The sequence below is a fragment of the Pseudomonas sp. GW822-FHT05A08 genome (assembly GCF_058800485.1).
In genome coordinates this window covers 1,054,084-1,075,832 of the sequence record NZ_CM179511.1, presented here as the reverse complement: position 1 = coordinate 1,075,832, position 21,749 = coordinate 1,054,084, and the positions used below count along the sequence as shown (strand labels likewise).

The window sequence follows — 21,749 nt, the reverse complement described above, 5'->3', positions numbered from 1 at the left end:
CGCCAAGGGGCGCCTGCTTTATAAAGATGACGTTGAATATGAGCCGAACCACGATGGCGCCCATGAGTACGCCATCGCGAGCAAGCTCGGCTCCTACAGTTTTTGGAAATCAGTCGAGCTTGTTCAGCACTTCGCCGACGGCATCGAACAGACGGTCCAGATCCTGCGGCTTGCTGTTGAAGATCGGCCCGAACTGCAGGGTGTCGCCGCCGAAGCGTACGTAGAAACCGGCTTTCCACAGGGCCATGCCCGCTTCGAACGGACGCACGATGGCATCGCCATCGCGCGGGGCAATCTGGATGGCACCGGCCAGGCCGTAGTTACGGATGTCGATAACATTCTTCGTACCCTTGATGCCGTGCAGTGCCTTCTCGAAATGCGGTGCCACGTCAGCGACGCTCTGCACCAGGTTTTCTTTCTGCAACAGATCCAGTGCCGCCAGACCGGCCGCGCAAGCCACTGGGTGCGCCGAGTAGGTATAGCCGTGGGGGAATTCCACCGCATACTCGGGGGTCGGCTGGTTCATGAAGGTCTGGTAGATCTCGGAGCTGGCAATCACCGCGCCCATCGGAATCGCGCCGTTGGTGACTTGCTTGGCGATGCACATCAGGTCCGGGGTCACGCCAAAGCTGTCGGCACCGAACATCTTGCCGGTACGGCCGAAACCGGTGATCACTTCGTCGAACACCAGCAGGATATTGTGCTGGTCGCAGATTTCCCGCAGGCGCTTGAGGTAACCCTGTGGCGGCACCAGCACGCCAGCGGAACCGGCCAGAGGCTCGACGAACACCGCGGCGATGTTGGAGGCGTCATGCAGTTCGATCAGCTTGAGCAGTTCGTCGGCCAGGGCGATACCGCCCTGCTCCGGAATGCCACGGGAGAACGCGTTGCTTGCCAGCAGGGTGTGCGGCAGGTGGTCGACATCCATCATCGCCTGGCCGAACAGTTTACGGTTGCCGTTGACCCCGCCGAGGCTGGTACCGGCAATGTTCACGCCGTGATAGCCACGGGCACGGCCGATCATCTTGGTCTTGGTCGACTGGCCTTTCAGGCGCCAGTAGGCGCGCACCATTTTCACCGCGGTATCGGCGCATTCGGAACCGGAGTCGGTGAAGAACACATGGTTCAGATTGCCCGGGGTCAGCGCGGTGATTTTCTCGGCCAGCTGGAACGACAGCGGGTGACCGTACTGGAAGCCTGGCGAGTAATCGAGGGTGCCCAGTTGCTTGGCCACCGCTTCCTGGATTTCCTTGCGGGTGTGGCCGGCGCCACAGGTCCACAGGCCGGACAGCGAGTCATAGACCTTGCGCCCCTTGTCGTCGACCAGCCAGCTGCCTTCGGCGGCGACGATCAGGCGCGGATCGCGCTGGAAGTTGCGGTTGGCGGTGTAGGGCATCCAGTGAGCATCGAGCTTGAGCTGGCTGGCCAGGGAAGCCGGAGCGTTTTCATGCATGTTCATGGGGCAAAACCTCGCAGGGCAATAAGCGGCGCAGGGATCGGAAAGCGTTGTTGCAGCTAAGTTGCCACGGCTATAAAGTCGGTGAAATCCAACTTTTATAACCTTCAGTCAGTGGCCCACTAAACTATGAGCAGCCGTCGCGCCGACCCGCTGGCGCAAGTCAGCGACTTTGATATCCGCCTGCTGCGGATCTTTCGCAGCGTGGTCGAGTGCGGAGGCTTCTCCGCCGCGGAAACCGTGCTCGGCATCGGTCGCTCGGCCATCAGCCAGCAGATGAGCGACCTCGAGCAACGCCTGGGCCTGCGCCTGTGCCAACGCGGACGCGCCGGCTTCTCGCTGACCGAAGAGGGTCGCGAGGTGTATCAATCGGCCCAGCAGCTGTTGAGCGCCCTGGAAAGCTTTCGTACCGAGGTCAACGGCCTGCACCGGCACCTGCGTGGCGAACTGATCATCGGCCTGACCGACAACCTGGTCACCCTGCCCCACATGCGCATCACCCATGCCCTGGCGCAACTGAAGGAGCGCGGGCCGGACGTGCAGATCCAGATCCGCATGATCGCCCCCAACGAAGTCGAACAAGGCGTGCTCGACGGGCGCCTGCATGTCGGCGTAGTGCCCCAGGCCAGTGCCTTGTCCGGGCTGGAATACCAACCGCTGTACAGCGAACGCTCGCTGCTTTATTGCGCCGTCGGCCACCCGCTGTTTTATGTCGACGACAAGCAACTGGACGACCGGCGCCTCAACGAGCAGGACGCCATCGCCCCGACCTTCCGCCTGCCCGCCGAGATCCAGGCCCATTACCAGGCGCTCAATTGCACCGCCAGCGCTTCGGACCGCGAAGGCATGGCGTTCCTGATCCTCACCGGACGCTACATTGGCTACCTGCCGGACCACTACGCCAGCCTCTGGGTCCAGCAGGGACGACTGCGCGCGCTCAAGCCCGGCTCACGTTTTTATGACCTGAGCCTGGCATCGGTCACACGCAAGGGCCGTCGCCCCCATTTGGTGCTGGAAAGCTTTCTGGACAGCCTGGCGGCCACCCGCTGAAAAAAATCTACGACACTATAAAAGCCCCGCCCCCATTGCCCCATAACGGCAAACACACGCAATAACCTGAGCACTTGGACAGCTTTTTGCAGGACACGATGACCTTGAACCATCAGCCCTGAGTTCCCCGTCCATGCAGCCAGACACCTTGCGCCAAAGCGACCTGATCTACGGTCTCGACGATCGCCCGAAACCACTCGCCGCGATCCTCGCCGCCCTGCAGCATGTGCTGGCGAGTTTCGTCGGCATCATCACCCCGCCGCTGGTGATCGGCTCGACCCTGGGCCTGGGCGCCCACCTGCCCTACCTGATCAGCATGGCGCTGATGGTTTCCGGCGTCGGCACCTTCATTCAGGCGCGTCGGCCGTTCGGAATCGGCGCGGGGATGATCTGCCTGCAAGGCACCAGCTTTGCCTTCCTCGGCGCGGTGCTGTCCGCGGGTTTTCTGGTCAAGCAACGGGGCGGCAGCCCGGAAGACATCCTGGCGATGATTTTCGGCGTGTGCTTTTTCGGCGCGGCGGTGCAGATCGTCCTGAGCCGCTTCATCGGCCAATTGCGCCGGGTCATCACGCCGCTGGTCACCGGCATCGTGATTACCCTGATCGGTGTCAGCCTGATCAAGGTCGGCATCACCGACCTGGGCGGCGGCTTCAATGCCGCGGACTTCGGCGCGCCGGGCAACCTGGCGCTGGGCCTGTTGGTGCTATTGACCATCATCCTGCTGAACCGCTCGAACACGCCCTGGGTACGACTGTCGGCGATCATCATCGGCCTGGCCCTGGGCAGCCTCGCCGCCTGGTTCAGCGGCAAGCTGGTGCCCCAGGCGTTGCCCGACCTGCCGCTGATCAGCCTGCCGACGCCCTTCCGGTTCGGTTTCAGCTTCGACTGGACGGCGTTCCTGCCCGTGGCGCTGATCTACCTGATCAGCACCCTCGAAACCGTCGGCGACCTGACCGCCAACTGCATGCTCGCCCGCCAGCCCATCAGCGGCCCTTCTTATATAAGCCGGCTCAAGGGCGGCATTCTCGGCGACGGCGTCAGCTGCATGATCGCCGCGACCTTCAGCGCCTTCCCCAACACCACCTTCGCCCAGAACAACGGGGTGATTCAGCTGACCGGCGTGTCCAGCCGCCATGTCGGGCTGTACATCGGCCTGGTGCTGTTTTGCCTGGGCCTGTTTCCACTGATCGGCGCGGTGCTGCAGCAAATCCCCAAGCCAGTGCTCGGCGGCGCCACCCTGGTGATGTTCGGCAGCGTCGCCGCGGCCGGCGTGCGCATCCTCGCCCAGGCACCGCTGGACCGGCGCAGCATGCTGATCATCGCCACCTCCTTCGGCGTCGGCCTGGGGATCGCGGCGCAACCAAACCTGCTGCACCTGTTGCCCAAGGTGGTGCAGAACCTGTTCGACTCGGCGATCACCAGCGGCGGCCTGACCGCAATCCTCATGTGCCTGTTGCTGCCGGAAGACCGGGCCGCGCTGCGTGACGCAAATCCGGCCGGCGAAAGCGACACCCTGGAACCGCTTTGAGGGTTTTCTGCCCATTAAGACTTGTCTGAGGCCTGTGGGTGCGCTATCAACGCACTGGTTGCACCCACAGAACAGCTCGGAAATGCCTATGACCCTTGAAGTCCCAGCCCACGCCGGCCCTCAAACCGCCAAGCCCGCCAGCCGTATTCGTCAGAAAAACGAAGAAGCGATCATCAAGGCCGCCGAAGACGAGTTCGCCCGTCACGGTTTCAAAGGCACCAGCATGAACACCATCGCGCAGAATGCCGGCCTGCCCAAGGCCAACCTGCATTACTACTTCACCAACAAGCTTGGTTTGTATGTCGCGGTGCTGAGCAACATCCTCGAGTTGTGGGACAGCACCTTCAACACCCTGACCGCCGAGGACGACCCGGCCGAAGCGCTGACCCGCTACATCCGCGCCAAGATGGAATTCTCCCGGCGCCAGCCGCAGGCCTCGCGAATCTTCGCCATGGAGATCATCAGCGGCGGCGAATGCCTCAGCGAATACTTCAGCCAGGACTACCGCGCCTGGTTCCAGGGGCGCGCCGCGGTGTTCCAGGCCTGGATCGACGCCGGCAAGATGGACCCCGTGGACCCGGTGCACCTGATCTTCCTGCTGTGGGGCAGCACCCAGCATTACGCCGACTTCGCCACCCAGATCTGCCGCGTCACCGGTCGCAGCAAGCTGACCAAGCAGGACATGGAAGACGCCGGCAACAACCTGATCCGCATCATCCTCAAGGGGTGCGGCCTCAAGCCTGCCTTATAAAGAACACAACGCATGCCCTTTACCCTCGCCGGCCTTTGCGAATACCGCGAAGAGATTCGCAAAAGCCGCTTTATCGCCCTCGCCGCGCCAATCAGCAGCGCGACCGAGGCCCAAGCCTTTATCGAACGGCACAGCGATCCCAATGCCTCCCACAACTGCTGGGCCTGGAAACTCGCCGAGCAATACCGCAGCAGCGACGACGGCGAGCCCGGCGGCACCGCCGGCCGCCCGATCCTCGCGGCCATCGAAGCCCAGGACTGCGATCAGGTCGCGGTGCTGGTGATTCGCTGGTACGGCGGCATTCAGCTGGGCACCGGCGGCCTGGCCCGCGCCTATGGCGGCAGCGCCAACAAATGCCTGCAAGGCGCCGAACGCATCGAACTGATCAGCCGCGTAGCCCTGCGTTGCGCCTGCAGCTTCAGCGAGCTGGCACTGGTCAAGCTGCGGGTCGCCGAACTCGGCGGACTGCTGGTCGAGGAACACTTCACGGCCAACGGCGTAGAACTGCAACTGGCCCTGGGCGAAAGCCAGATCGCCACCTTGCAAAGCCAGCTGGCCGACCTGAGTCGCGGGCGCATCCTCTTGCAGCGCTGAGCGCACCAATACGCACCAACGCCTCGAAATCATCCTGTGCACAACGGCCCGGTGGATAGCCGACTTGCCCACACCTGCTGTGCACCCGACTGTGGATAACCTGAGCACACTTGCCTGTAACCCTTCTGTCACGTGGCTTTGCAGCGATTGCTCACTTTTCAGCCAATCACCCACCAAAAACATATTTTTCAAATTAAAACAGTAAGTTAGCCTGGTTTATCGCTTTTAGAAGAAAGCCACACAGTGCTTATGCCCGGTCTTCGGGCTTGCACACAAATACTGTGGAACAAGCTGTGGATAACCCGTGCAAGGCTGCGCCAGCCGCATAGAGCGCAAGGCTTGCAGGCACCTGATCATTTTTCGACCAGACCGTTCGGGCAAAACCGCCGCCTTTTCAAGCACCTTGCCCTGAACTGGTGCCGAATAGCGGTGCAGCTAACGAGCAAAGGGGGCACGAGGCCGCAGTTCATCGGGGTCTCGGTAGTTTCCTGACTCACTGGCCAGGAAATTGCTTTGTCCACCGGCATAACGTTCAGCAACCCGAGTCCGTCATGCCCAACCCTGTTCCCATCCTCGCTGCAATACCCCGCCTGCAACTGCGCGGAATCACCAAACGCTACCCCGGTTGCCTGGCCAACGATGGGATCGACCTGAGTATCCAGCCGGGGGAAATCCACGCCCTGCTCGGTGAAAACGGCGCCGGCAAAAGCACTCTGATGAAAATCATCTACGGGGTGACCCAGGCCGACTCGGGCGAGGTGATCTGGCAGGGGCAGCATCAGCTCATGCGCAATCCGGCCCAGGCGCGCAGCCTGGGGATCGGCATGGTGTTCCAGCACTTCTCGCTGTTCGAGACCCTGACCGTGGCGCAGAACATCGCCCTGGCCATGGGCGCCGCGGCCGGTACGCCGAAGCAGCTGGAACCGAAGATCCGCCAGGTCTCGCAGCGCTACGGCATGGCCCTGGAGCCGGAACGCCTGGTGCACAGCCTGTCCATCGGCGAACGCCAGCGGGTGGAGATCATTCGCTGCCTGATGCAGGACATCCGCCTGCTGATCCTCGACGAACCGACCTCGGTGCTGACGCCCCAGGAGGCCGACGAACTGTTCGTCACCCTGCGCCGTCTGGCCAGCGAGGGCTGCAGCATTCTGTTCATCAGCCACAAGCTCGGCGAAGTCCGCGCCCTGTGCCACAGCGCCACGGTGCTGCGCGGTGGACGGGTGGCCGGGCACTGCATACCCGCCGAATGCTCGGACCAGGAACTGGCGCGGCTGATGGTCGGCGAAGCCGCGAGCCTGATCACCGATTACCCGAAGGCCAAGGGCGGCGAGGCCTTCCTGCAGGTACAGAAACTCTCCTGGCCCAATCCGGACCCGTTCGGCTGCTCGCTCCAGGACATCGACCTGGACGTGCGCAGCGGTGAAATCGTCGGCATCGCCGGGGTCGCCGGCAATGGCCAGGACGAACTGTTGGCCCTGCTCAGCGGCGAACAGCGCCTTGGCCGCGCCCAAGGCGCCACCCTGCGCTTCGCCGGGCAAGCCATCGCCCACCTGCGCCCCGACGCCCGTCGCGGGCTGGGCCTGGCGTTCGTCCCGGCCGAGCGCCTGGGCCACGGCGCCGTGCCGGAACTGAGCCTGGCGGACAACGCCCTGCTGACCGCCTTCCAGCAAGGGCTGGTGAGCAAAGGCCTGATTCAGCGCGGCAAAGTGCTGGCCCTGGCCGAAGACATCATCCGCCGCTTCGCGGTGAAAACGCCGGACAGCCAGACCGCCGCCCGCAGCCTGTCCGGCGGCAATCTGCAGAAATTCATCCTCGGCCGGGAAGTCCTCCAGCGCCCCAGGCTGCTGATCGCCGCGCACCCGACCTGGGGCGTCGACGTCGGCGCCGCCGCGACTATCCACCGGGCCCTGGTGGCCCTGCGCGATGCGGGGGCGGCGATCCTGGTGATCTCCGAAGACCTCGATGAACTGTTCCAGATCAGCGATCGCCTGGCGGCCCTGTGCAGCGGTCGCCTGTCGGCCCTCAAGGCCACCGCGGACACCAGCCTGGTCGAAGTCGGCGGCTGGATGGCCGGCCAGTTCGATACCCCCGTCCACCTATCCGCTCAGCCAGCGTAACGGAGCTGTTTATTTATGCTGCTTTCTCTCGAACCCCGCGGCCAGCAATCGCGCCTGATGCTCTGGTGCTCGCCGCTGTTGGCCGCGGCCCTGACCCTGGGCTGTGGCTCGTTGCTGTTCGTCGCCCTGGGCCACGATCCGCTGGAAACCCTGCACACCTTGCTGATCGCCCCGATCAGCGACCTGTATGGCGTATCTGAACTGCTGGTCAAGGCCCTGCCGATCCTGCTCTGCGCCCTCGGCCTGGCCGTGGCGTATCAGGCGCGGATCTGGAACATCGGCGCCGAAGGCCAACTGCTGCTCGGTGCCCTGGCCGGCAGCGCGCTGGCGGTGAACATCATCGACCTGCAAAGCCGCTGGGCGCTGGTGCTGATCCTGCTCACCGGCACCCTGGCCGGCGCCGCCTGGGCCGGCCTCACCGCCTGGTTGCGCACGCACTTCAACGCCAATGAAATCCTCACCAGCATCATGCTCAACTACATCGCTCTGAACCTGCTGCTGTATTGCGTGCACGGGCCGCTGAAAGACCCGACCGGGTTCAACTTCCCCGAGTCGGCGATGTTCGGCGATGCCAGCCGCCTGCCGCTGCTCCTGGAAGACGGCCGGGTGCATGCCGGGGTGTATTTTGCCCTGCTGGCCCTGGTGGCGGTGTGGGTGCTGCTGCAAAAAAGCTTCGTCGGGTTCCAGATCAAGGTGCTGGGGCTGGACAAGCGCGCCGCCGGCTTCGTCGGTTTTCGCGAGAAGCGCCTGATCTGGCTGGCGCTGCTGATCAGCGGTGGGCTGGCCGGCCTGGCCGGGGTGTGCGAAGTCACCGGCCCCATCGGCCAGCTGGTGCCCCAGGTATCGCCCGGCTATGGCTATGCGGCGATCACCGTGGCCTTTCTCGGCCGCCTGCACCCGATCGGCATTCTGTTCTCCAGCCTGCTGATGGCGCTGCTGTACATCGGCGGCGAGAACGCGCAGATGAGCCTCAACCTGCCGCAAGCCATCACCCAGTTGTTCCAGGGCATGATGCTGTTCTTCCTGCTGGCCAGTGACGTGCTGATTCTCTATCGGCCGCGCCTGAATCTGCGCTGGGAACGTCGCGCCGCCAACCCTTGTGTACAGACAGGAGCGCTGTGATGGATATCGATCTGTTGAGCAATATTTTCTACGCCATGATCCGCTGCGGTACGCCGCTGCTGCTGGTGGCCCTGGGCGAACTGATCTGCGAAAAGAGCGGCGTCCTCAACCTCGGCCAGGAAGGCATGATGCTGTTTGGCGCGGTGATCGGTTTTATCGTCGCCCTGAACAGCGGCAACCTGTGGCTCGGCGTGCTGCTGGCGATGCTCGCCGGCATGCTGCTGTCATCGCTGTTCGCCCTGGTGGCACTGGTGTTCAACGCCAATCAGGTGGCCACCGGCCTGGCCCTGACCATCTTTGGGGTCGGGCTGTCGAGCTTCGTCGGCGCCAGTTGGGTCGGCAAACCGCTGGCCGGATTCGAGCCCATGGCGATTCCGCTGCTGAGCGAAATCCCCTTGATCGGGCGCATGCTGTTTGCCCAGGACCTGCTGGTCTACCTGTCCTTCGCCCTGTTCGCCCTGGTGGCCTGGGTGATCCTGAAAAGCCGGGTCGGCCTGATCATCCAGGCGGTCGGCGAAAACCCCGACGCGGCCAGCGCCATGGGCCTGCCGGTGCTGCGGGTACGCACCCTGGCGGTGCTGTTCGGCGGCGCCATGGCTGGCCTGGCCGGGGCTTACCTGTCCCTGGCCTACACGCCGATGTGGGCGGAAAACATGAGCGCCGGGCGCGGCTGGATCGCCCTGGCGCTGGTGGTGTTCGCCAGCTGGCGGGTGTGGCGCCTGCTGCTCGGCGCCTACCTGTTCGGCCTCGCCAGCATCCTGCACCTGGTGGCGCAAGGCCTGGGCCTGGCGATCCCCTCGAACCTGCTGGCGATGCTGCCGTATGCCGCGACCATCCTGGTGCTGGTGCTGCTGTCCCGGGATGCGCTGCGCACCCGCCTGTATGCGCCGGTGTCGCTGGGGCAGCCGTGGCAGGCGGGGCGATAGGTAGCGTTCGGGCGGGCGTTATCGCGGGCAAGCCTCGCTCCTACGGAATCCCTGGCAAGGGCTCGAGGCGTCTGTCCTGCTCGCGAACCGGCCACAACTGCGCCACCGCCCAGGCCAGCTCGAAAAGCAGGATCACGCCGATCAAGGCCGTGCCACCCTGGGCCAGGGCGTAGATCTGCCAGGTGGCGAACAGCAGCCGGCCAGCGGCGTCGTAGCGTCCGAAGGCCCGCTGCGGATCGCGGATGCGCAGCACCGACCACACGCAGACGATCGAGCCCATCAGGTTGACCATCAGCATGTGCATGGGCTCGAACGGCGGCAGTGCGCCGGGCAGGTCGAGGGCCTGGCTCCACTGCTGCATCAGGCCGTGCAGGGCGAGAAAGCTCCAGGGGGTGACAAAGGCGGCGGTGACGATCAGGTCGTACCAACCGCTGGCCCGCACCAATTGACGGTATTGCGTTGTGCTCCACATAAAGGATCGCTCCGGATATTCAAGGAGCACACAAGCTAAAGCCTGGAGTATGCTCCAGGGTCAAGCCCTTCCGAGACTCCAGCATGCGCATCGGTGAACTTGCCCAGGCCTGCGCCGTCAGCCGCGATACCCTGCGCTTCTACGAGCAGCGCGGATTGATCGCGGCGCAACGCAGCGCCAACGGCTATCGTGAATACCCCAGCGACATGGTGCAGCTGGTGCTCTACATCAAGACCGCGCAGCGCCTGGGCTTCAGCCTCGGCGAGATCGGCAGCAGCGTTGCCGCGATCTGGCATGCCAGCGATCCGGACAGCGCCGTGACGCAGCTGCTGCAAGACAAACTGGCCCTGATCGAGACCCGCATCAGCGAACTGGGCGAGTTGCGCCAGGAGCTGCGACAACGGCTCGGCCAGCGTTGCCCATTAAATCCATGATCTTCACTCATCAAGGAATCCCCGCATGTCTACGCCAAAAACCGCACTGATCATCGGCGCCTCCAGAGGCCTGGGCCTGGGCCTGGTGCAACGTCTGCTGGAGGCTGGCTGGCAGGTCACCGCCACCGTGCGCAACCCGCAAAAAGCCGAGGCGCTCAAGGCCCTGGGCCCGGTCCGTATCGAGCAACTGGACATGGACGACCAGCAGGCGGTGATCGCCCTGAACCAGAAGCTCAAAGGCGAAGTGTTCGACCTGCTGTTCGTCAACGCCGGGGTCAAGGGGCCGGACGACCAGACGCCAGGCAAGGCGACCCTGGCGGAAGTTGGCCAGCTGTTCTTCACCAACGCCGTGGCGCCGATCAACCTGGCCCAGCGTTTCCTCCCGCAGATCCGTCCGGATAGCGGCGTGCTGGCGTTCATGAGTTCGGTGCTGGGCAGCGTGACCATGCCCGACGCGCCGGAGCTGGCACTGTACAAGGCCAGCAAGGCGGCGCTGAATTCCATGACCAACAGCTTCGTGACCCAGCTCGAGCAGAAGCTCACCGTGCTGTCGCTGCACCCGGGCTGGGTGAAGACCGACATGGGCGGCGAGGGCGCGGACATCGACGTCGAGACCAGCACCCGTGGCCTGATCGAGCAGATCAATGCCTATACCGGCAAGGGCGGGCACCATTTCGTCAACTACAAGGGCGAAACCATTCCCTGGTAAGCCTGCACCTGTAGCCGCTGCCGGAGGCTGCGATAAGGCGCGAAGAGCCTTCCCGCGGCTGACAGCGCAGCGCCCACTGCGTGGTCGGGCGCAGCCTTCGGCAGCGGCTACAGGACGTCATCGCGGGCAAGCCTTGCGCCTACGGAGGACGAGCTGGCCGGCGATAGACCGCAACGCGGTCTCGCCGTAAACTGCACCCCGCGTCGATCCTGACGCCCCTGGATCAGCAGACAGGGCAACACTGAGCTGGCTAACCTGAACCCACTTTCAGAGGAGCCGGCCACCATGCCTGCGACCCGTACCTGGTTAAAGAATCCCCTCGCCATTTTCACTGGCAATGCCCTCGACGCCCGCGGCGGCCTGGTGCTGCAAAACGGCCTGATCGTCGAAGTGCTCGGCGCCGGCCAGCAACCCGCCCAGCCCTGTGGACAGGTCTTCGATGCCCGCGAGCATGTGCTGCTGCCGGGGCTGATCAACACCCATCACCACTTCTATCAGACCCTGACCCGCGCCTGGGCGCCGGTGGTCAACCAGCCGCTGTTCCCCTGGCTGAAAACCCTGTACCCGGTCTGGGCCCGGCTGACCCCGGAGAAACTCGCCCTGGCCAGTAAAGTGGCGCTGGCCGAACTGCTGCTGTCCGGCTGCACCACCGCCGCCGACCACCACTACCTGTTCCCCGAAGGCCTGGAAAACGCCATCGACGTGCAGGTGGCCAGCGTGCGCGAACTGGGCATGCGCGCCATGCTCACCCGCGGCTCCATGAGCCTCGGCGAAGCGGATGGCGGCCTGCCGCCGCAACAGACCGTGCAACAGGGCGAGGTGATTCTCGCCGACAGCCAGCGGCTGATCGCCGAGTACCACGAACGCGGCGCCGGCGCGCAGATCCAGATCGCCCTGGCGCCCTGCTCGCCGTTCTCGGTGACCCCAGAGATCATGGCGGCCAGCGCCGATCTGGCGGCAAAACTCGACGTGCGCCTGCACACCCACCTGGCGGAAACCCTCGACGAGGAAGACTTCTGCCTGCAACGCTTCGGCCTGCGCACCGTGGACTACCTGGACAGCGTCGGCTGGCTCGGCCCGCGGACCTGGCTGGCCCACGGCATCCATTTCAACCCGGATGAAATCGCCCGCCTCGGGGCCGCCGGGACCGGCATCTGCCATTGCCCGAGCTCCAACATGCGCCTGGCCTCGGGCATCTGCCCGACCCTGGAACTGACCGACGCCGGCGCGCCCGTCGGCCTGGGCGTGGATGGCTCGGCCTCGAACGACGCCTCGAACATGATTCTCGAAACCCGTCAGGCCCTGTACCTGCAGCGCCTGCGCTACGGCGCCGAAAAGATCACCCCGGAGTTGGTGCTGGGCTGGGCCACCCAGGGTTCGGCACGGCTGCTGGGGCGCAGCGATATCGGCGAGCTGGCCGTGGGCAAGCAGGCCGACCTGGCGCTGTTCAAGCTCGATGAGCTGCGCTTCTCCGGCAGCCATGATCCGTTGTCGGCGTTGCTGCTGTGCGGCGCGGACCGGGCGGACCGGGTGATGGTCGGCGGCCAGTGGCGGGTGATTGACGGGCAGGTCGAGGGCCTGGATCTGAAGGGCTTGATTGCCGATCACAGCCAGGCGGCCCGGCAGCTGATCGCCGGCGCCTGACACCGGACGCGTTCGCGGGCAAGCCACGCTCCATGCATCTGTAGGAGCGAGGCTTGCCCGCGAAGCTTTTACAGCCCCAACAGCGACAACATGATGAAGGTCGCGAACAGCACGAAGTGGGTCATGCCTTCGATGGCATTGGTCTCACCGTCATTGAGGTTGATCGCGCTGACGATCAGGGTGATGAAGATCATCACCGTCTGCACCGGGGTCATCGCCATCTGGAATGGCTGGCCGGTGTAGAGCGCCATGGCCTCCATCACCGGCACCGTCAGGATCACCGTCGACAACGACGCGCCCAACGCAATGTTGACCACCGACTGCATGCGATTGGCTAACGCCGCGCGCAGGGCCGTGAGGATTTCCGGCGCCGCGGAAATCGCCGCCACCAGGATCGCCGTGATCACCGGCGGCGCGCCCGTGCCTTCCAGCCCCAGGTCGAGGGTCTTGGACATCACCTCCGCCAACGCGCCGATCAGTACCACGCCGAACACCAGGGTGGCGATGGAAAACGCCAGGCTGACAGGCGCCGGCTGATCTTCCGTCGGTTCTTTCTTGCGGCGTTTTTCCGGGTAGCTGTAGCTGAAGAAGTAGCTGTGGGCGCCGACCTGCATGCGCAGGAACAGGGTGTACAACAGCACCATGGCGCCAATGGTGAAGGCCGAGTAGAGCTTCCACTTCGACTCGGGAATGAACTCCGGCACCACCATCGACACGCCCATGGCGGTGAGGATCATCACACTGTAGGAACGCGCCGAGTCGTCGTTGTAGGCCTGCTCGCCATGCTTGATCCCGCCCATCAGCGCGGCCAGGCCGAGGATGCCGTTGATGTCGAGCATCACCGCCGAATAGATGGTGTCGCGCACCAGGGTCGGCGAGGCCTCGTTGCTCATCATGATCGCCAGGATCACCACCTCCACCAGGACCGCGGCCAGGGTCAGGATCATGGTGCCGTAGGGGTCGCCGACCTTCTCCGCCAGCAGCTCGGCGTGATGGGCGACGCGCATCGAGGCTGCGACGATAAAACCGATCAGCACCAACCCGGAGATCAGCGCCACGCCCTGGCCGCCGTTGAGCAACGCATGCTCCAGCGGATAGGCAACCAGCGCCGCGAGCAGCGCCAGCAACAGAAAACTTTCTTGCTTGAGTGAAGTGAACATTGCAGTCCTTTGACCGGATAAATCGAGCAGAAAGAGATGAGCTAAAGACTGCCTGAAGTCACTAACGTTTCGTTACACCTTAGTGCACCAGTCAATGGCGTTGATGGGCGAGGGTGCACCAGGATGAGCCTTGGGTGATCCGGCGGGCCTCTTCGCGGGCAAGCCTCGCGCCTACAGGATCATGCAGCCCCTGCAGGCACGAGGCTTGCCCGCGCAGGCTTCACCCTGGTCCCGAAGATTTTGTTGTCCTGTTGGTCAGCTATTTGCATTGAGCCATTCAAGCCTTAGAGCCCAGCCACGTCCCACAACAAAATGGAGTCCGGATTCATGCATAAACGTGCGTTGCAAAAACTGCTGTGCGCCCTCACCGCGGCCATCGGCCTGAGCGTCTCGCTGGGCACCAGCGCCGCCGATCCGTTGAAGGTCGGCTTCGTCTATATCGGCCCGATCGGCGACCACGGCTGGACCTATCAGCATGAACAGGGGCGCAAGGCGCTGGTGGAGAAGTTCGGTGAGCAGATCAAGACCAACTACGTGGAGAACGTCGCCGAAGGCGCCGACGCCGAGCGGGTGATCCGCAACATGGCCAAGGATAAGTACGACCTGATTTTCACCACCTCCTTCGGCTACATGAACCCGACCCTGAAAGTCGCCAGGCAGTTTCCCAAGACCACCTTCGAACACGCCACCGGCTACAAGCAGGACAAGAACCTCGGCACCTACCTGGCCCGCACCTATGAAGGTCGCTACGTCGGCGGTTTCCTCGCGGCGAAGATGACCAAGAGCAAGAAGGTCGGCTACATCGCCTCCTTCCCGATCCCGGAAGTGATCCGCGACATCAACGCCATCCAGCTGGCCCTGAACAAATACAACCCGGGCACCGAGATCAAGGTGGTGTGGGTCAACTCCTGGTTCGACCCGGGCAAGGAAGCCGACGCCGCCAACGCCCTGATCGACCAGGGCGCCGATGTGATCTTCCAGCACACCGACAGCCCGGCGCCGATCCAGGCCGCCGAACGCCGAGGCGTGTACGCCGTGGGCTACGCCTCGGACATGGCCCACTTCGGTCCGAAAGCGGTGCTGACCTCTATCGTCAACAACTGGGGCCCGCACTACATCCAGGCCACCCAGGGCGTGCTCGACCACAGCTGGAAATCCCAGGACTACTGGGGTGGCTTGAAGGAAGGCACGGTCCAATTGCCGATCAGCGACCTGGTGCCGGCCGACGTCAAGCGTGAGGCCGAGCAGATCATCGCCGACATCAAGAGCGGCGCCTTCCACCCGTTCACCGGGCCGATCAAGGACCAGGCCGGCGTGGAGAAACTCGCCGCCGGGGTCAGCGCCAGCAATGCAGAGCTCGCGTCGATGAACTATTACGTGGAAGGCATGAAGGCCGACATTCCGAAATGACTCGCCTGTAGCCGCTGCCGCGGGTTGCACCAAGTTCCGAAGGTCCTTTGCTCGATATCCAGAGCACGCCCCCTTCGTCGGAGTGCCGCCCAGATCGATCGCAGCCTGCGGCAGCGGCTACAGGGCGGTGAGTACCTTGAGAGCATTTATATGAACCAGCTGCCAATCATCGACATCAGCCCGCTCTACGGCGACGACGCCCACGGCTGGAACAGCGTCGCCCAGCAGATCGACCGCGCCTGCCGCGAGTGGGGGTTCTTCTATATCCAGGGCCACCCGATCACCTCCGGGCGCATCGGCCAGTTGCTCGACGCCGCCCGGCATTTCTTCGCCCTGCCGGCCGCCGAGAAACTCAAGATCGATATCACCCAGACCCGCCACCATCGCGGCTATGGCGCGATCGCCACCGAGCAACTGGACCCGGACAAACCCAGCGACCTCAAGGAAACCTTCGACATGGGCCTGCACCTGCCGGCCGAGCATCCCGAAGTGCTCGCAGAAAAACCGTTGCGCGGCAGCAACCGGCACCCGGATATCGCCGGCTGGGAAACCCTGATGGAGCAGCACTATCTGGACATGCAGGCCCTGGCCCAGACCCTGCTGCGGGCCATGACCCTGGCCCTGGGCATCGAGCGCGATTTTTTCGACAGCCGCTTCAAGGAGCCGGTCAGCGTCTTGCGCCTGATCCATTACCCGCCGCGGCATACCGCCAGCAGCGACGAGCAGCAAGGCGCCGGCGCCCACACCGACTATGGCTGCATCACCCTGCTCTACCAGGACAGCGCCGGCGGCCTGCAGGTGCGCAATGTCCAGGGCCAGTGGATCGACGCCCCGCCCATCGAGGGCACCTTCGTGGTCAACCTCGGCGACATGATGGCGCGCTGGAGCAACGACCGTTACCGGTCGACGCCGCACCGGGTGATCAGCCCGCTGGGGGTGGACCGCTACTCGATGCCGTTCTTCGCCGAACCCCATCCGGATACCCGCATCGAATGCCTGCCCGGCTGCCAGGATGCCGGGCATCCGCCGAAGTACCCGGTCACCACCTGCGCCGAATTCCTCTTGTCGCGGTTCGCCGATACCTATGCCTATCGCCGGGAACCGCAAGCGTCCTGATCGCCCGGCGGGTCAGGTTTTGCCGAATAGTCCGCGTGCGCCTGTAGAATGCCTGCCCTTATGGGCGCGATTGGAACCTGACGCGCCCGCGCAGCCCTGGGGAAACCCGGGGCCGGCGCCTGTCATCGAACCTTGCGGTGGGCTTTTCGCCGCAGGATGATGGAGCGCAATACGTTCACGCAGCGCTCGACTGCACCTGATGAGATCACACCCATGTACGACTGGCTGAACGCCTTGCCCAAGGCCGAACTGCACCTGCACCTCGAAGGATCCCTGGAGCCCGAGCTGCTGTTCGCCCTGGCCGAACGCAACAAGATCGCCCTGCCCTGGAGCGATGTGGAAACCCTGCGCAAGGCTTATGCCTTCAACAACCTGCAAGAGTTCCTCGACCTGTACTACCAGGGCGCGGACGTACTGCGCACCTCCCAGGATTTCTATGACCTGACCTGGGCCTACCTGCTGCGCTGCAAAGAGCAGAACGTCATCCACACCGAACCCTTCTTCGATCCGCAGACCCACACCGATCGCGGAATTCCTTTCGAAGTGGTGCTCAACGGCATCGCCAGCGCGCTCAAGGATGGCGAGCAGCAACTGGGCATCACCAGCGGCCTGATCCTCAGCTTCCTGCGCCATCTGAGCGAAGATGAAGCGCAGAAAACCCTCGACCAGGCGCTGCCGTTCCGCGAAGCCTTTGTCGCGGTCGGCCTGGACAGTTCGGAAATGGGTCACCCGCCGAGCAAGTTCCAGCGGGTGTTCGACCGGGCCCGCAGCGAAGGTTTCCTCACCGTCGCCCACGCCGGTGAAGAAGGCCCGCCCGAGTACATCTGGGAAGCCCTCGACCTGCTGAAGATCCAGCGCATCGACCACGGCGTGCGCGCCTTCGAGGACGAACGACTGATGCAGCGCATCATCGACGAGCAGATCCCGCTGACCGTCTGCCCGCTGTCGAACACCAAGCTCTGCGTGTTCGATCACATGTCGCAGCACAACATCCTCGAGATGCTCGAGCGTGGGGTGAAGGTCACGGTGAACTCCGATGACCCGGCCTACTTCGGCGGCTACGTCACCGAGAACTTCCACGCCCTGTACACCCATCTGGGCATGACCCAGGACCAGGCCAAACGCCTGGCGCAGAACAGCCTGGATGCGCGCCTGGTCAAGCCGTAAACCGCCATCGCGGGCAACCTGCCCGCGATCCCCCTGTAGCCGCTGCCGCAGGCTGCGCTCGACCGCGAAGCGGGCGCCGCTCTTGAGGGCCTCGAAAGGTTCTTCGAACCTTATCGCAGCCTGCGGCAGCGGCTACGAGTCAGGCGCCGACTTCGCTCAACTCCTCCAGCGTCTTGCCCCGGGTCTCCATCCCGAACAGCCAGACCACCGCCGCGGCGACCGCGAAACACAGCGCGCCCAGGGCGAACACCCCACCCTGCCCGGTCATCGGGAATACCACGCCGGTCACCAACGGCCCGAGCAGCGACCCGATGCGCCCCACCGCCGAGGCGAACCCGGAGCCGGTAGCCCGCGCCGAGGTGGGATATAACTCGGGCGTGTAGGTGTAGAGCACCGCCCACATGCCGAACAGGAAGAACTGCATCAACAGGCCGGAGCTGATCAGCAGCGCCACGTTGCCGCCGAACACCGCGCTCTGCCCGTAGAAGAACGCCATGACTCCACCGCCCAGCAAGGTGATCACGCACACCGGCTTGCGCCCCCAGCGCTCCACCAGCCAGGCGGCCATGAGGAAGCCGGGAATCCCGCCGAGGGAAATCAGCACCGTGTAGTACACCGACTGAGTCACGGCGAAACCCGATTGCTGCAACAAGGCACTGAGCCACGAGGTCAGGCCATAAAAACCCAGCAGGGCAAAGAACCACACACTCCAGATCATCATCGTGCGCTGGCGATAGAGCGGCGACCAGATCTCGCGCAAGGCCGAAAAGAAGTGCCCCGGTACGCTCTCCACCCGCGGCAGGCGCACCGGCTCGGGCAGGTCCGCGCGCTGCAGCGAGGCGCGGACCTTATCCTCGATCCGCCGCAGCACCTGGTCGGCATCGGCGTGCCGCCCGGCCTGCTCCAGCCAACGCGGCGACTCGGGGATGAAGAAACGGATCGCCAGCACGAACACCGCCGGGATCGCCAGGACCAGGAAGATGTCGCGCCAGCCGATCAGTGGCAGCAGGAAGTACGAGAGCACGCCCGCCGCGACGAAACCCAGCGGCCAGAAGCCGTCCATCAAGGCGATATAGCGCCCGCGCCGCTTGGCCGGGATCATCTCCGAGAGCATCGACTGGGCGATGGGAAACTCCATGCCCATGCCGATCCCCAGCAGCACCCGGAACAGGGTCAGGCTGTCCACCGTCTGCGCCGTGGAGCACAGGTAACTGGCGATGCCCCAGAGCACGATGCTCCACTGGAACACCGGCTTGCGCCCGAAGCGGTCGGCGAGCATGCCCGACAGCGACGCGCCGACCACCATGCCGAAGAAGCTCGAACTGGCCAGCAGGCCGGCCTGGGCGGTGCTCAGGCCGAACTCGGCTTTGATCGAGCCGAGCAGGAACGTCATCATCGCCAGGTCCATGGAGTCGAAGAAAAACGCCAGGGCGATGATGATGAAAATGACCCGGTGATAACCGCTGATGGGCAAGCGTTCCAGACGCTCTGCCGCACTGTATCCCTGACTTGCCATGCCCCGTCCCCCCGATTGAATGGTCTGCAATCGAGTGTGCAAGATCGACGCCGCCGCTCAGTGCTGGATGCGACCTGCCCGCACCCGGCAACGACGCCGCCGGTCAGGGTCAGTGATCGGCGTGGGTGGGCTTGGGGTAATGCGCGGAAACTTCAGCGCAGCGCGCCTGCAACATGTCCCGCAGCAGCTTCACCGGTTTGCTCAGTTGCGCCCGATGGGCGCACAACAGGTTCAACGGTGCCCATTCGCAGCGCAGCTCCGGCAGCAGCACCTTGAGCCGCCCGGCCAGCACATCGGCCGCCACGTCGAGCCAGGATTTGTAGGCGATACCCCGCCCCGCCACCGCCCACAGGCGCACCACATCGGCGTCGTCGCTGAAACGATCGCCGCTGACCGTCAGGCCGACCTCGCGCTTGCCGTCATGGAAACTCCAATGGTCATGTACCCGGCTGCCAAGCATGTAGAGCAGGCAATTGTGCTGGGCTAGTTGCTCCAGCTGACGCGGCTCGCCGTGGCGGGCCAGGTAGTCGGGGGCGGCCACCAGCACCCGGCGGTTCTGCGGCGCGACAGGCAAGGCCACCAGGCTGGAATCTTCCGGTTCGCCGTAACGCAGGGCGATGTCCACCGGCTGGCGAAACAGGTCGGCGATACGGTCGCCCAGCAGCAGGCGCAGCGTGAGCTTGGGGTGCTCCAGCTGGAACTGGTCGAGCCAGGGCAGCAACAGATTGCGGCCGAAATCCGAGGGCGCGGACAGCTGGAGAACGCCGCTGACCTGATCCTGCCCGCTGGCCAGCAGGCGCCGGCCTTCCTCCAGGTTGCTCAGGGCCGCGCGGGCATATTCGAGAAACCCTTCGCCCTCGGCGGTCAGGCGCAGGCTGCGGGTCGAACGCGCCAGCAGCCGGGCGCCGAGCTGCTGCTCGATACGCTTGAGCGCAGCGCTGGCCACCGCCGCCGACAGGTCCATGACCCGCGCCGCGGCGGACAGGCTGCCGAGGTCGGCGGCGCGCACGAACAATTGCAGGTCATCGAAACGCAGCATCTGGCTCACCGGGCATTATCAAAAAAATGTTGAAAGAGACTGCTGTTTTAGCCGGTTTTATCTTCAGGGGAAATGGCCAATGATCGGCCTACCGTCATATCAGCTCGTCACACCAGCCTTTGAAGGAACTCCCTATGTCGCAAGCTTTTACCGCCATCGCCACCCTGGTCGCCAAGAGCGGCCAGCAGGCCGTGCTCAAGCGCGAACTCAGCGCCCTGGTGCAACCGAGCCGTGAAGAAGCCGGCTGCCAGTTTTACAACCTGCATCAGGACGCCGAAGCCCCAGGCACCTTTTATGTACTGGAGCGCTGGAACGACGAGGCGGCCCTGGAATTTCACAACGCCACGGCGCACTTCCAGCATTTTCTCAGCCAGACCCGCGAGACGATCGAGCATTTCGAGCTCAAGCGCCTGCTGCTCCTCTGACCCAACCTTCATCTTCATCAGGAAAACCCACCATGAAAGCCATCGCCTACTACGCCTCCCTGCCGATCGACGATCCGCTATCCCTGCAAGACATCGAACTGCCGGAGCCGCTCGCCGGCCCGCGCGACCTGCTGGTGGAAGTCAAAGCCATCTCGGTCAACCCGGTGGACACCAAGGTCCGCCAGAACGTCCAGCCTGAAGGTGGTGCCGCCAAGGTGCTGGGCTGGGACGTGGCCGGGGTGGTCAAGGCGGTGGGCAGCGACGTCAGCCTGTTCAAGGCCGGCGACAAGGTGTTCTACGCCGGCTCGATCGCCCGCGCCGGTGGCAACAGCGAATTGCACGTGGTCGACGAACGCATCGTCGGCCATATGCCCAAGAGCCTGGGCTTCGCCGAAGCCGCCGCCCTGCCGCTGACCGCGATCACCGCCTGGGAACTGCTGTTCGAACGCCTGCAGATCGCCGAAGGCCAGGCCGATCGGCAGCAGAGCCTGTTGATCGTCGGCGCGGCCGGCGGCGTCGGTTCGATCCTCACCCAACTGGCCAGCCAGCTCACCGGGCTCAAGGTCATCGGCAGCGCCTCGCGCGCCGAAACCCAGGGTTGGGTACGCGAGCTGGGCGCCGACCTGGTGATCGACCATAGCCAGCCGTTGAGCCAGGAACTGAAAAAAGCCGGCCAGGCCAGCGTCACCCATGTCGCCAGCCTGACCCAGACCGATACGCACCTGGACGAGTTGGTCGAGGCCCTCGCGCCCCAGGGCCGGCTGGCGCTGATCGACGATCCGAAAACCCTCGACGTGACCAAGCTCAAGCGCAAGAGCCTGTCGCTGCACTGGGAGTTCATGTACACCCGCTCGCTGTTCGAAACCGCGGACATGCAGGAGCAGCACAAGCTGCTCAATCGCGTCGCCGAGCTGATCGACGCCGGCACCTTGAAGACCACCCTGGGCGAGCACTTCGGCACGATCAACGCGGCCAACCTGCGGCGCGCTCACGCGTTGCTGGAAAGTGGCAAAGCCAAGGGCAAGATCGTGCTCGAAGGCTTCTGAGGCCGGAGCGGATGGCGTCCTGCCTGCGCTAAAAAGGGGCAGGATGCCGTCAGTCCGACAGTTGATC

At 64.3% G+C, this 21,749-nt stretch carries 20 protein-coding genes; 15 read left to right on the top strand and 5 right to left on the bottom strand.

All coding sequences use genetic code 11. The features are described from left to right. Positions 1-109: 109 nt before the first annotated feature. Positions 110-1,459, bottom strand: a complete 1,350-nt coding sequence (gene aptA, locus AC3RCP_RS04820) for an omega-aminotransferase AptA (protein WP_492571465.1) — start codon at positions 1,457-1,459, stop codon at positions 110-112. 126 nt (positions 1,460-1,585) lie between these two features. On the opposite strand from aptA, the gene AC3RCP_RS04815 reads away from it, so the two are divergent. The 7 genes from AC3RCP_RS04815 (at position 1,586) to AC3RCP_RS04785 (ending at position 9,544) form a co-directional block, all read left to right on the top strand. Beyond that, positions 1,586-2,506, top strand: coding sequence for a LysR family transcriptional regulator (locus AC3RCP_RS04815; RefSeq protein WP_492571464.1), 921 nt, complete (start codon positions 1,586-1,588; stop codon positions 2,504-2,506). Between the two features lie 133 nt (positions 2,507-2,639). Then, positions 2,640-4,034, top strand: coding sequence for a uracil-xanthine permease family protein (locus AC3RCP_RS04810; RefSeq protein ID WP_492571463.1), 1,395 nt, complete (start codon positions 2,640-2,642; stop codon positions 4,032-4,034). A gap of 88 nt (positions 4,035-4,122) precedes the next feature. Next, entirely contained in the window at positions 4,123-4,785 is a 663-nt protein-coding gene (locus AC3RCP_RS04805) for a TetR/AcrR family transcriptional regulator (protein ID WP_007930696.1), read from the top strand. Between the two features lie 12 nt (positions 4,786-4,797). Continuing rightward, positions 4,798-5,379: an IMPACT family protein gene (locus AC3RCP_RS04800; protein WP_007930693.1), complete on the top strand. Its 582-nt coding sequence runs from the start codon at positions 4,798-4,800 to the stop codon at positions 5,377-5,379. A 551-nt stretch (positions 5,380-5,930) separates the two neighbouring features. After that, complete coding sequence (locus AC3RCP_RS04795; protein WP_492571462.1) at positions 5,931-7,496, top strand: ABC transporter ATP-binding protein; 1,566 nt, start codon at positions 5,931-5,933, stop codon at positions 7,494-7,496. A gap of 15 nt (positions 7,497-7,511) precedes the next feature. Continuing rightward, complete coding sequence (locus AC3RCP_RS04790) at positions 7,512-8,618, top strand: ABC transporter permease (RefSeq protein WP_492571461.1); 1,107 nt, start codon at positions 7,512-7,514, stop codon at positions 8,616-8,618. Continuing rightward, entirely contained in the window at positions 8,618-9,544 is a 927-nt protein-coding gene (locus AC3RCP_RS04785) for an ABC transporter permease (protein WP_097139056.1), read from the top strand. The genes AC3RCP_RS04790 and AC3RCP_RS04785 overlap by 1 nt, the downstream gene beginning before the upstream one ends. A gap of 40 nt (positions 9,545-9,584) precedes the next feature. Here the strand turns inward: AC3RCP_RS04785 and AC3RCP_RS04780 are convergent, their stop codons facing one another. After that, positions 9,585-10,016 (bottom strand): hypothetical protein, encoded by a 432-nt coding sequence (locus AC3RCP_RS04780; protein WP_492571460.1) that lies wholly within the window; start codon positions 10,014-10,016, stop codon positions 9,585-9,587. A gap of 83 nt (positions 10,017-10,099) precedes the next feature. On the opposite strand from AC3RCP_RS04780, the gene AC3RCP_RS04775 reads away from it, so the two are divergent. From AC3RCP_RS04775 to AC3RCP_RS04765, 3 genes are all read left to right on the top strand, one after another. Beyond that, complete coding sequence (locus AC3RCP_RS04775; RefSeq protein WP_492571459.1) at positions 10,100-10,450, top strand: MerR family transcriptional regulator; 351 nt, start codon at positions 10,100-10,102, stop codon at positions 10,448-10,450. Positions 10,451-10,475: 25 nt separating this feature from the next. Continuing rightward, complete coding sequence (locus AC3RCP_RS04770) at positions 10,476-11,159, top strand: SDR family oxidoreductase (protein WP_492571458.1); 684 nt, start codon at positions 10,476-10,478, stop codon at positions 11,157-11,159. Positions 11,160-11,444: 285 nt separating this feature from the next. Next, complete coding sequence (locus AC3RCP_RS04765) at positions 11,445-12,803, top strand: 8-oxoguanine deaminase (protein WP_492571457.1); 1,359 nt, start codon at positions 11,445-11,447, stop codon at positions 12,801-12,803. A 68-nt stretch (positions 12,804-12,871) separates the two neighbouring features. Here the strand turns inward: AC3RCP_RS04765 and AC3RCP_RS04760 are convergent, their stop codons facing one another. Then, positions 12,872-13,963 carry a calcium:cation antiporter gene (locus tag AC3RCP_RS04760; protein WP_009042023.1) on the bottom strand — a complete coding sequence of 364 codons (1,092 nt, stop codon included), beginning with the start codon at positions 13,961-13,963 and terminating at the stop codon, positions 12,872-12,874. Positions 13,964-14,290: 327 nt separating this feature from the next. On the opposite strand from AC3RCP_RS04760, the gene AC3RCP_RS04755 reads away from it, so the two are divergent. The 3 genes from AC3RCP_RS04755 (at position 14,291) to AC3RCP_RS04745 (ending at position 17,656) form a co-directional block, all read left to right on the top strand. Then, positions 14,291-15,373, top strand: a complete 1,083-nt coding sequence (locus tag AC3RCP_RS04755; protein ID WP_492571456.1) for a BMP family ABC transporter substrate-binding protein — start codon at positions 14,291-14,293, stop codon at positions 15,371-15,373. 150 nt (positions 15,374-15,523) lie between these two features. Continuing rightward, positions 15,524-16,489: a 2-oxoglutarate and iron-dependent oxygenase domain-containing protein gene (locus AC3RCP_RS04750; protein WP_492571455.1), complete on the top strand. Its 966-nt coding sequence runs from the start codon at positions 15,524-15,526 to the stop codon at positions 16,487-16,489. 213 nt (positions 16,490-16,702) lie between these two features. After that, positions 16,703-17,656, top strand: coding sequence for an adenosine deaminase (locus AC3RCP_RS04745; RefSeq protein WP_007923280.1), 954 nt, complete (start codon positions 16,703-16,705; stop codon positions 17,654-17,656). Between the two features lie 139 nt (positions 17,657-17,795). Here AC3RCP_RS04745 and AC3RCP_RS04740 read toward each other — a convergent pair whose 3' ends face one another. Together AC3RCP_RS04740 and vimR are read right to left on the bottom strand one after the other, a co-directional pair. After that, positions 17,796-19,172 (bottom strand): MFS transporter, encoded by a 1,377-nt coding sequence (locus AC3RCP_RS04740; RefSeq protein ID WP_016703805.1) that lies wholly within the window; start codon positions 19,170-19,172, stop codon positions 17,796-17,798. 109 nt (positions 19,173-19,281) lie between these two features. Beyond that, on the bottom strand, positions 19,282-20,211 hold the full coding sequence (vimR, locus tag AC3RCP_RS04735) for a transcription regulator VimR (RefSeq protein WP_492571454.1): 930 nt from the start codon (positions 20,209-20,211) through the stop codon (positions 19,282-19,284). A gap of 134 nt (positions 20,212-20,345) precedes the next feature. Here vimR and AC3RCP_RS04730 point away from each other — a divergent pair, with 134 nt between their 5' ends. Next, the gene (locus AC3RCP_RS04730) at positions 20,346-20,636 is read left to right on the top strand and encodes a putative quinol monooxygenase (RefSeq protein ID WP_101336746.1); all 291 of its coding nucleotides are present in this window, start codon (positions 20,346-20,348) and stop codon (positions 20,634-20,636) included. 32 nt (positions 20,637-20,668) lie between these two features. Continuing rightward, positions 20,669-21,682 carry a zinc-binding alcohol dehydrogenase family protein gene (locus tag AC3RCP_RS04725; protein ID WP_009042016.1) on the top strand — a complete coding sequence of 338 codons (1,014 nt, stop codon included), beginning with the start codon at positions 20,669-20,671 and terminating at the stop codon, positions 21,680-21,682. Positions 21,683-21,749: the final 67 nt, after the last annotated feature.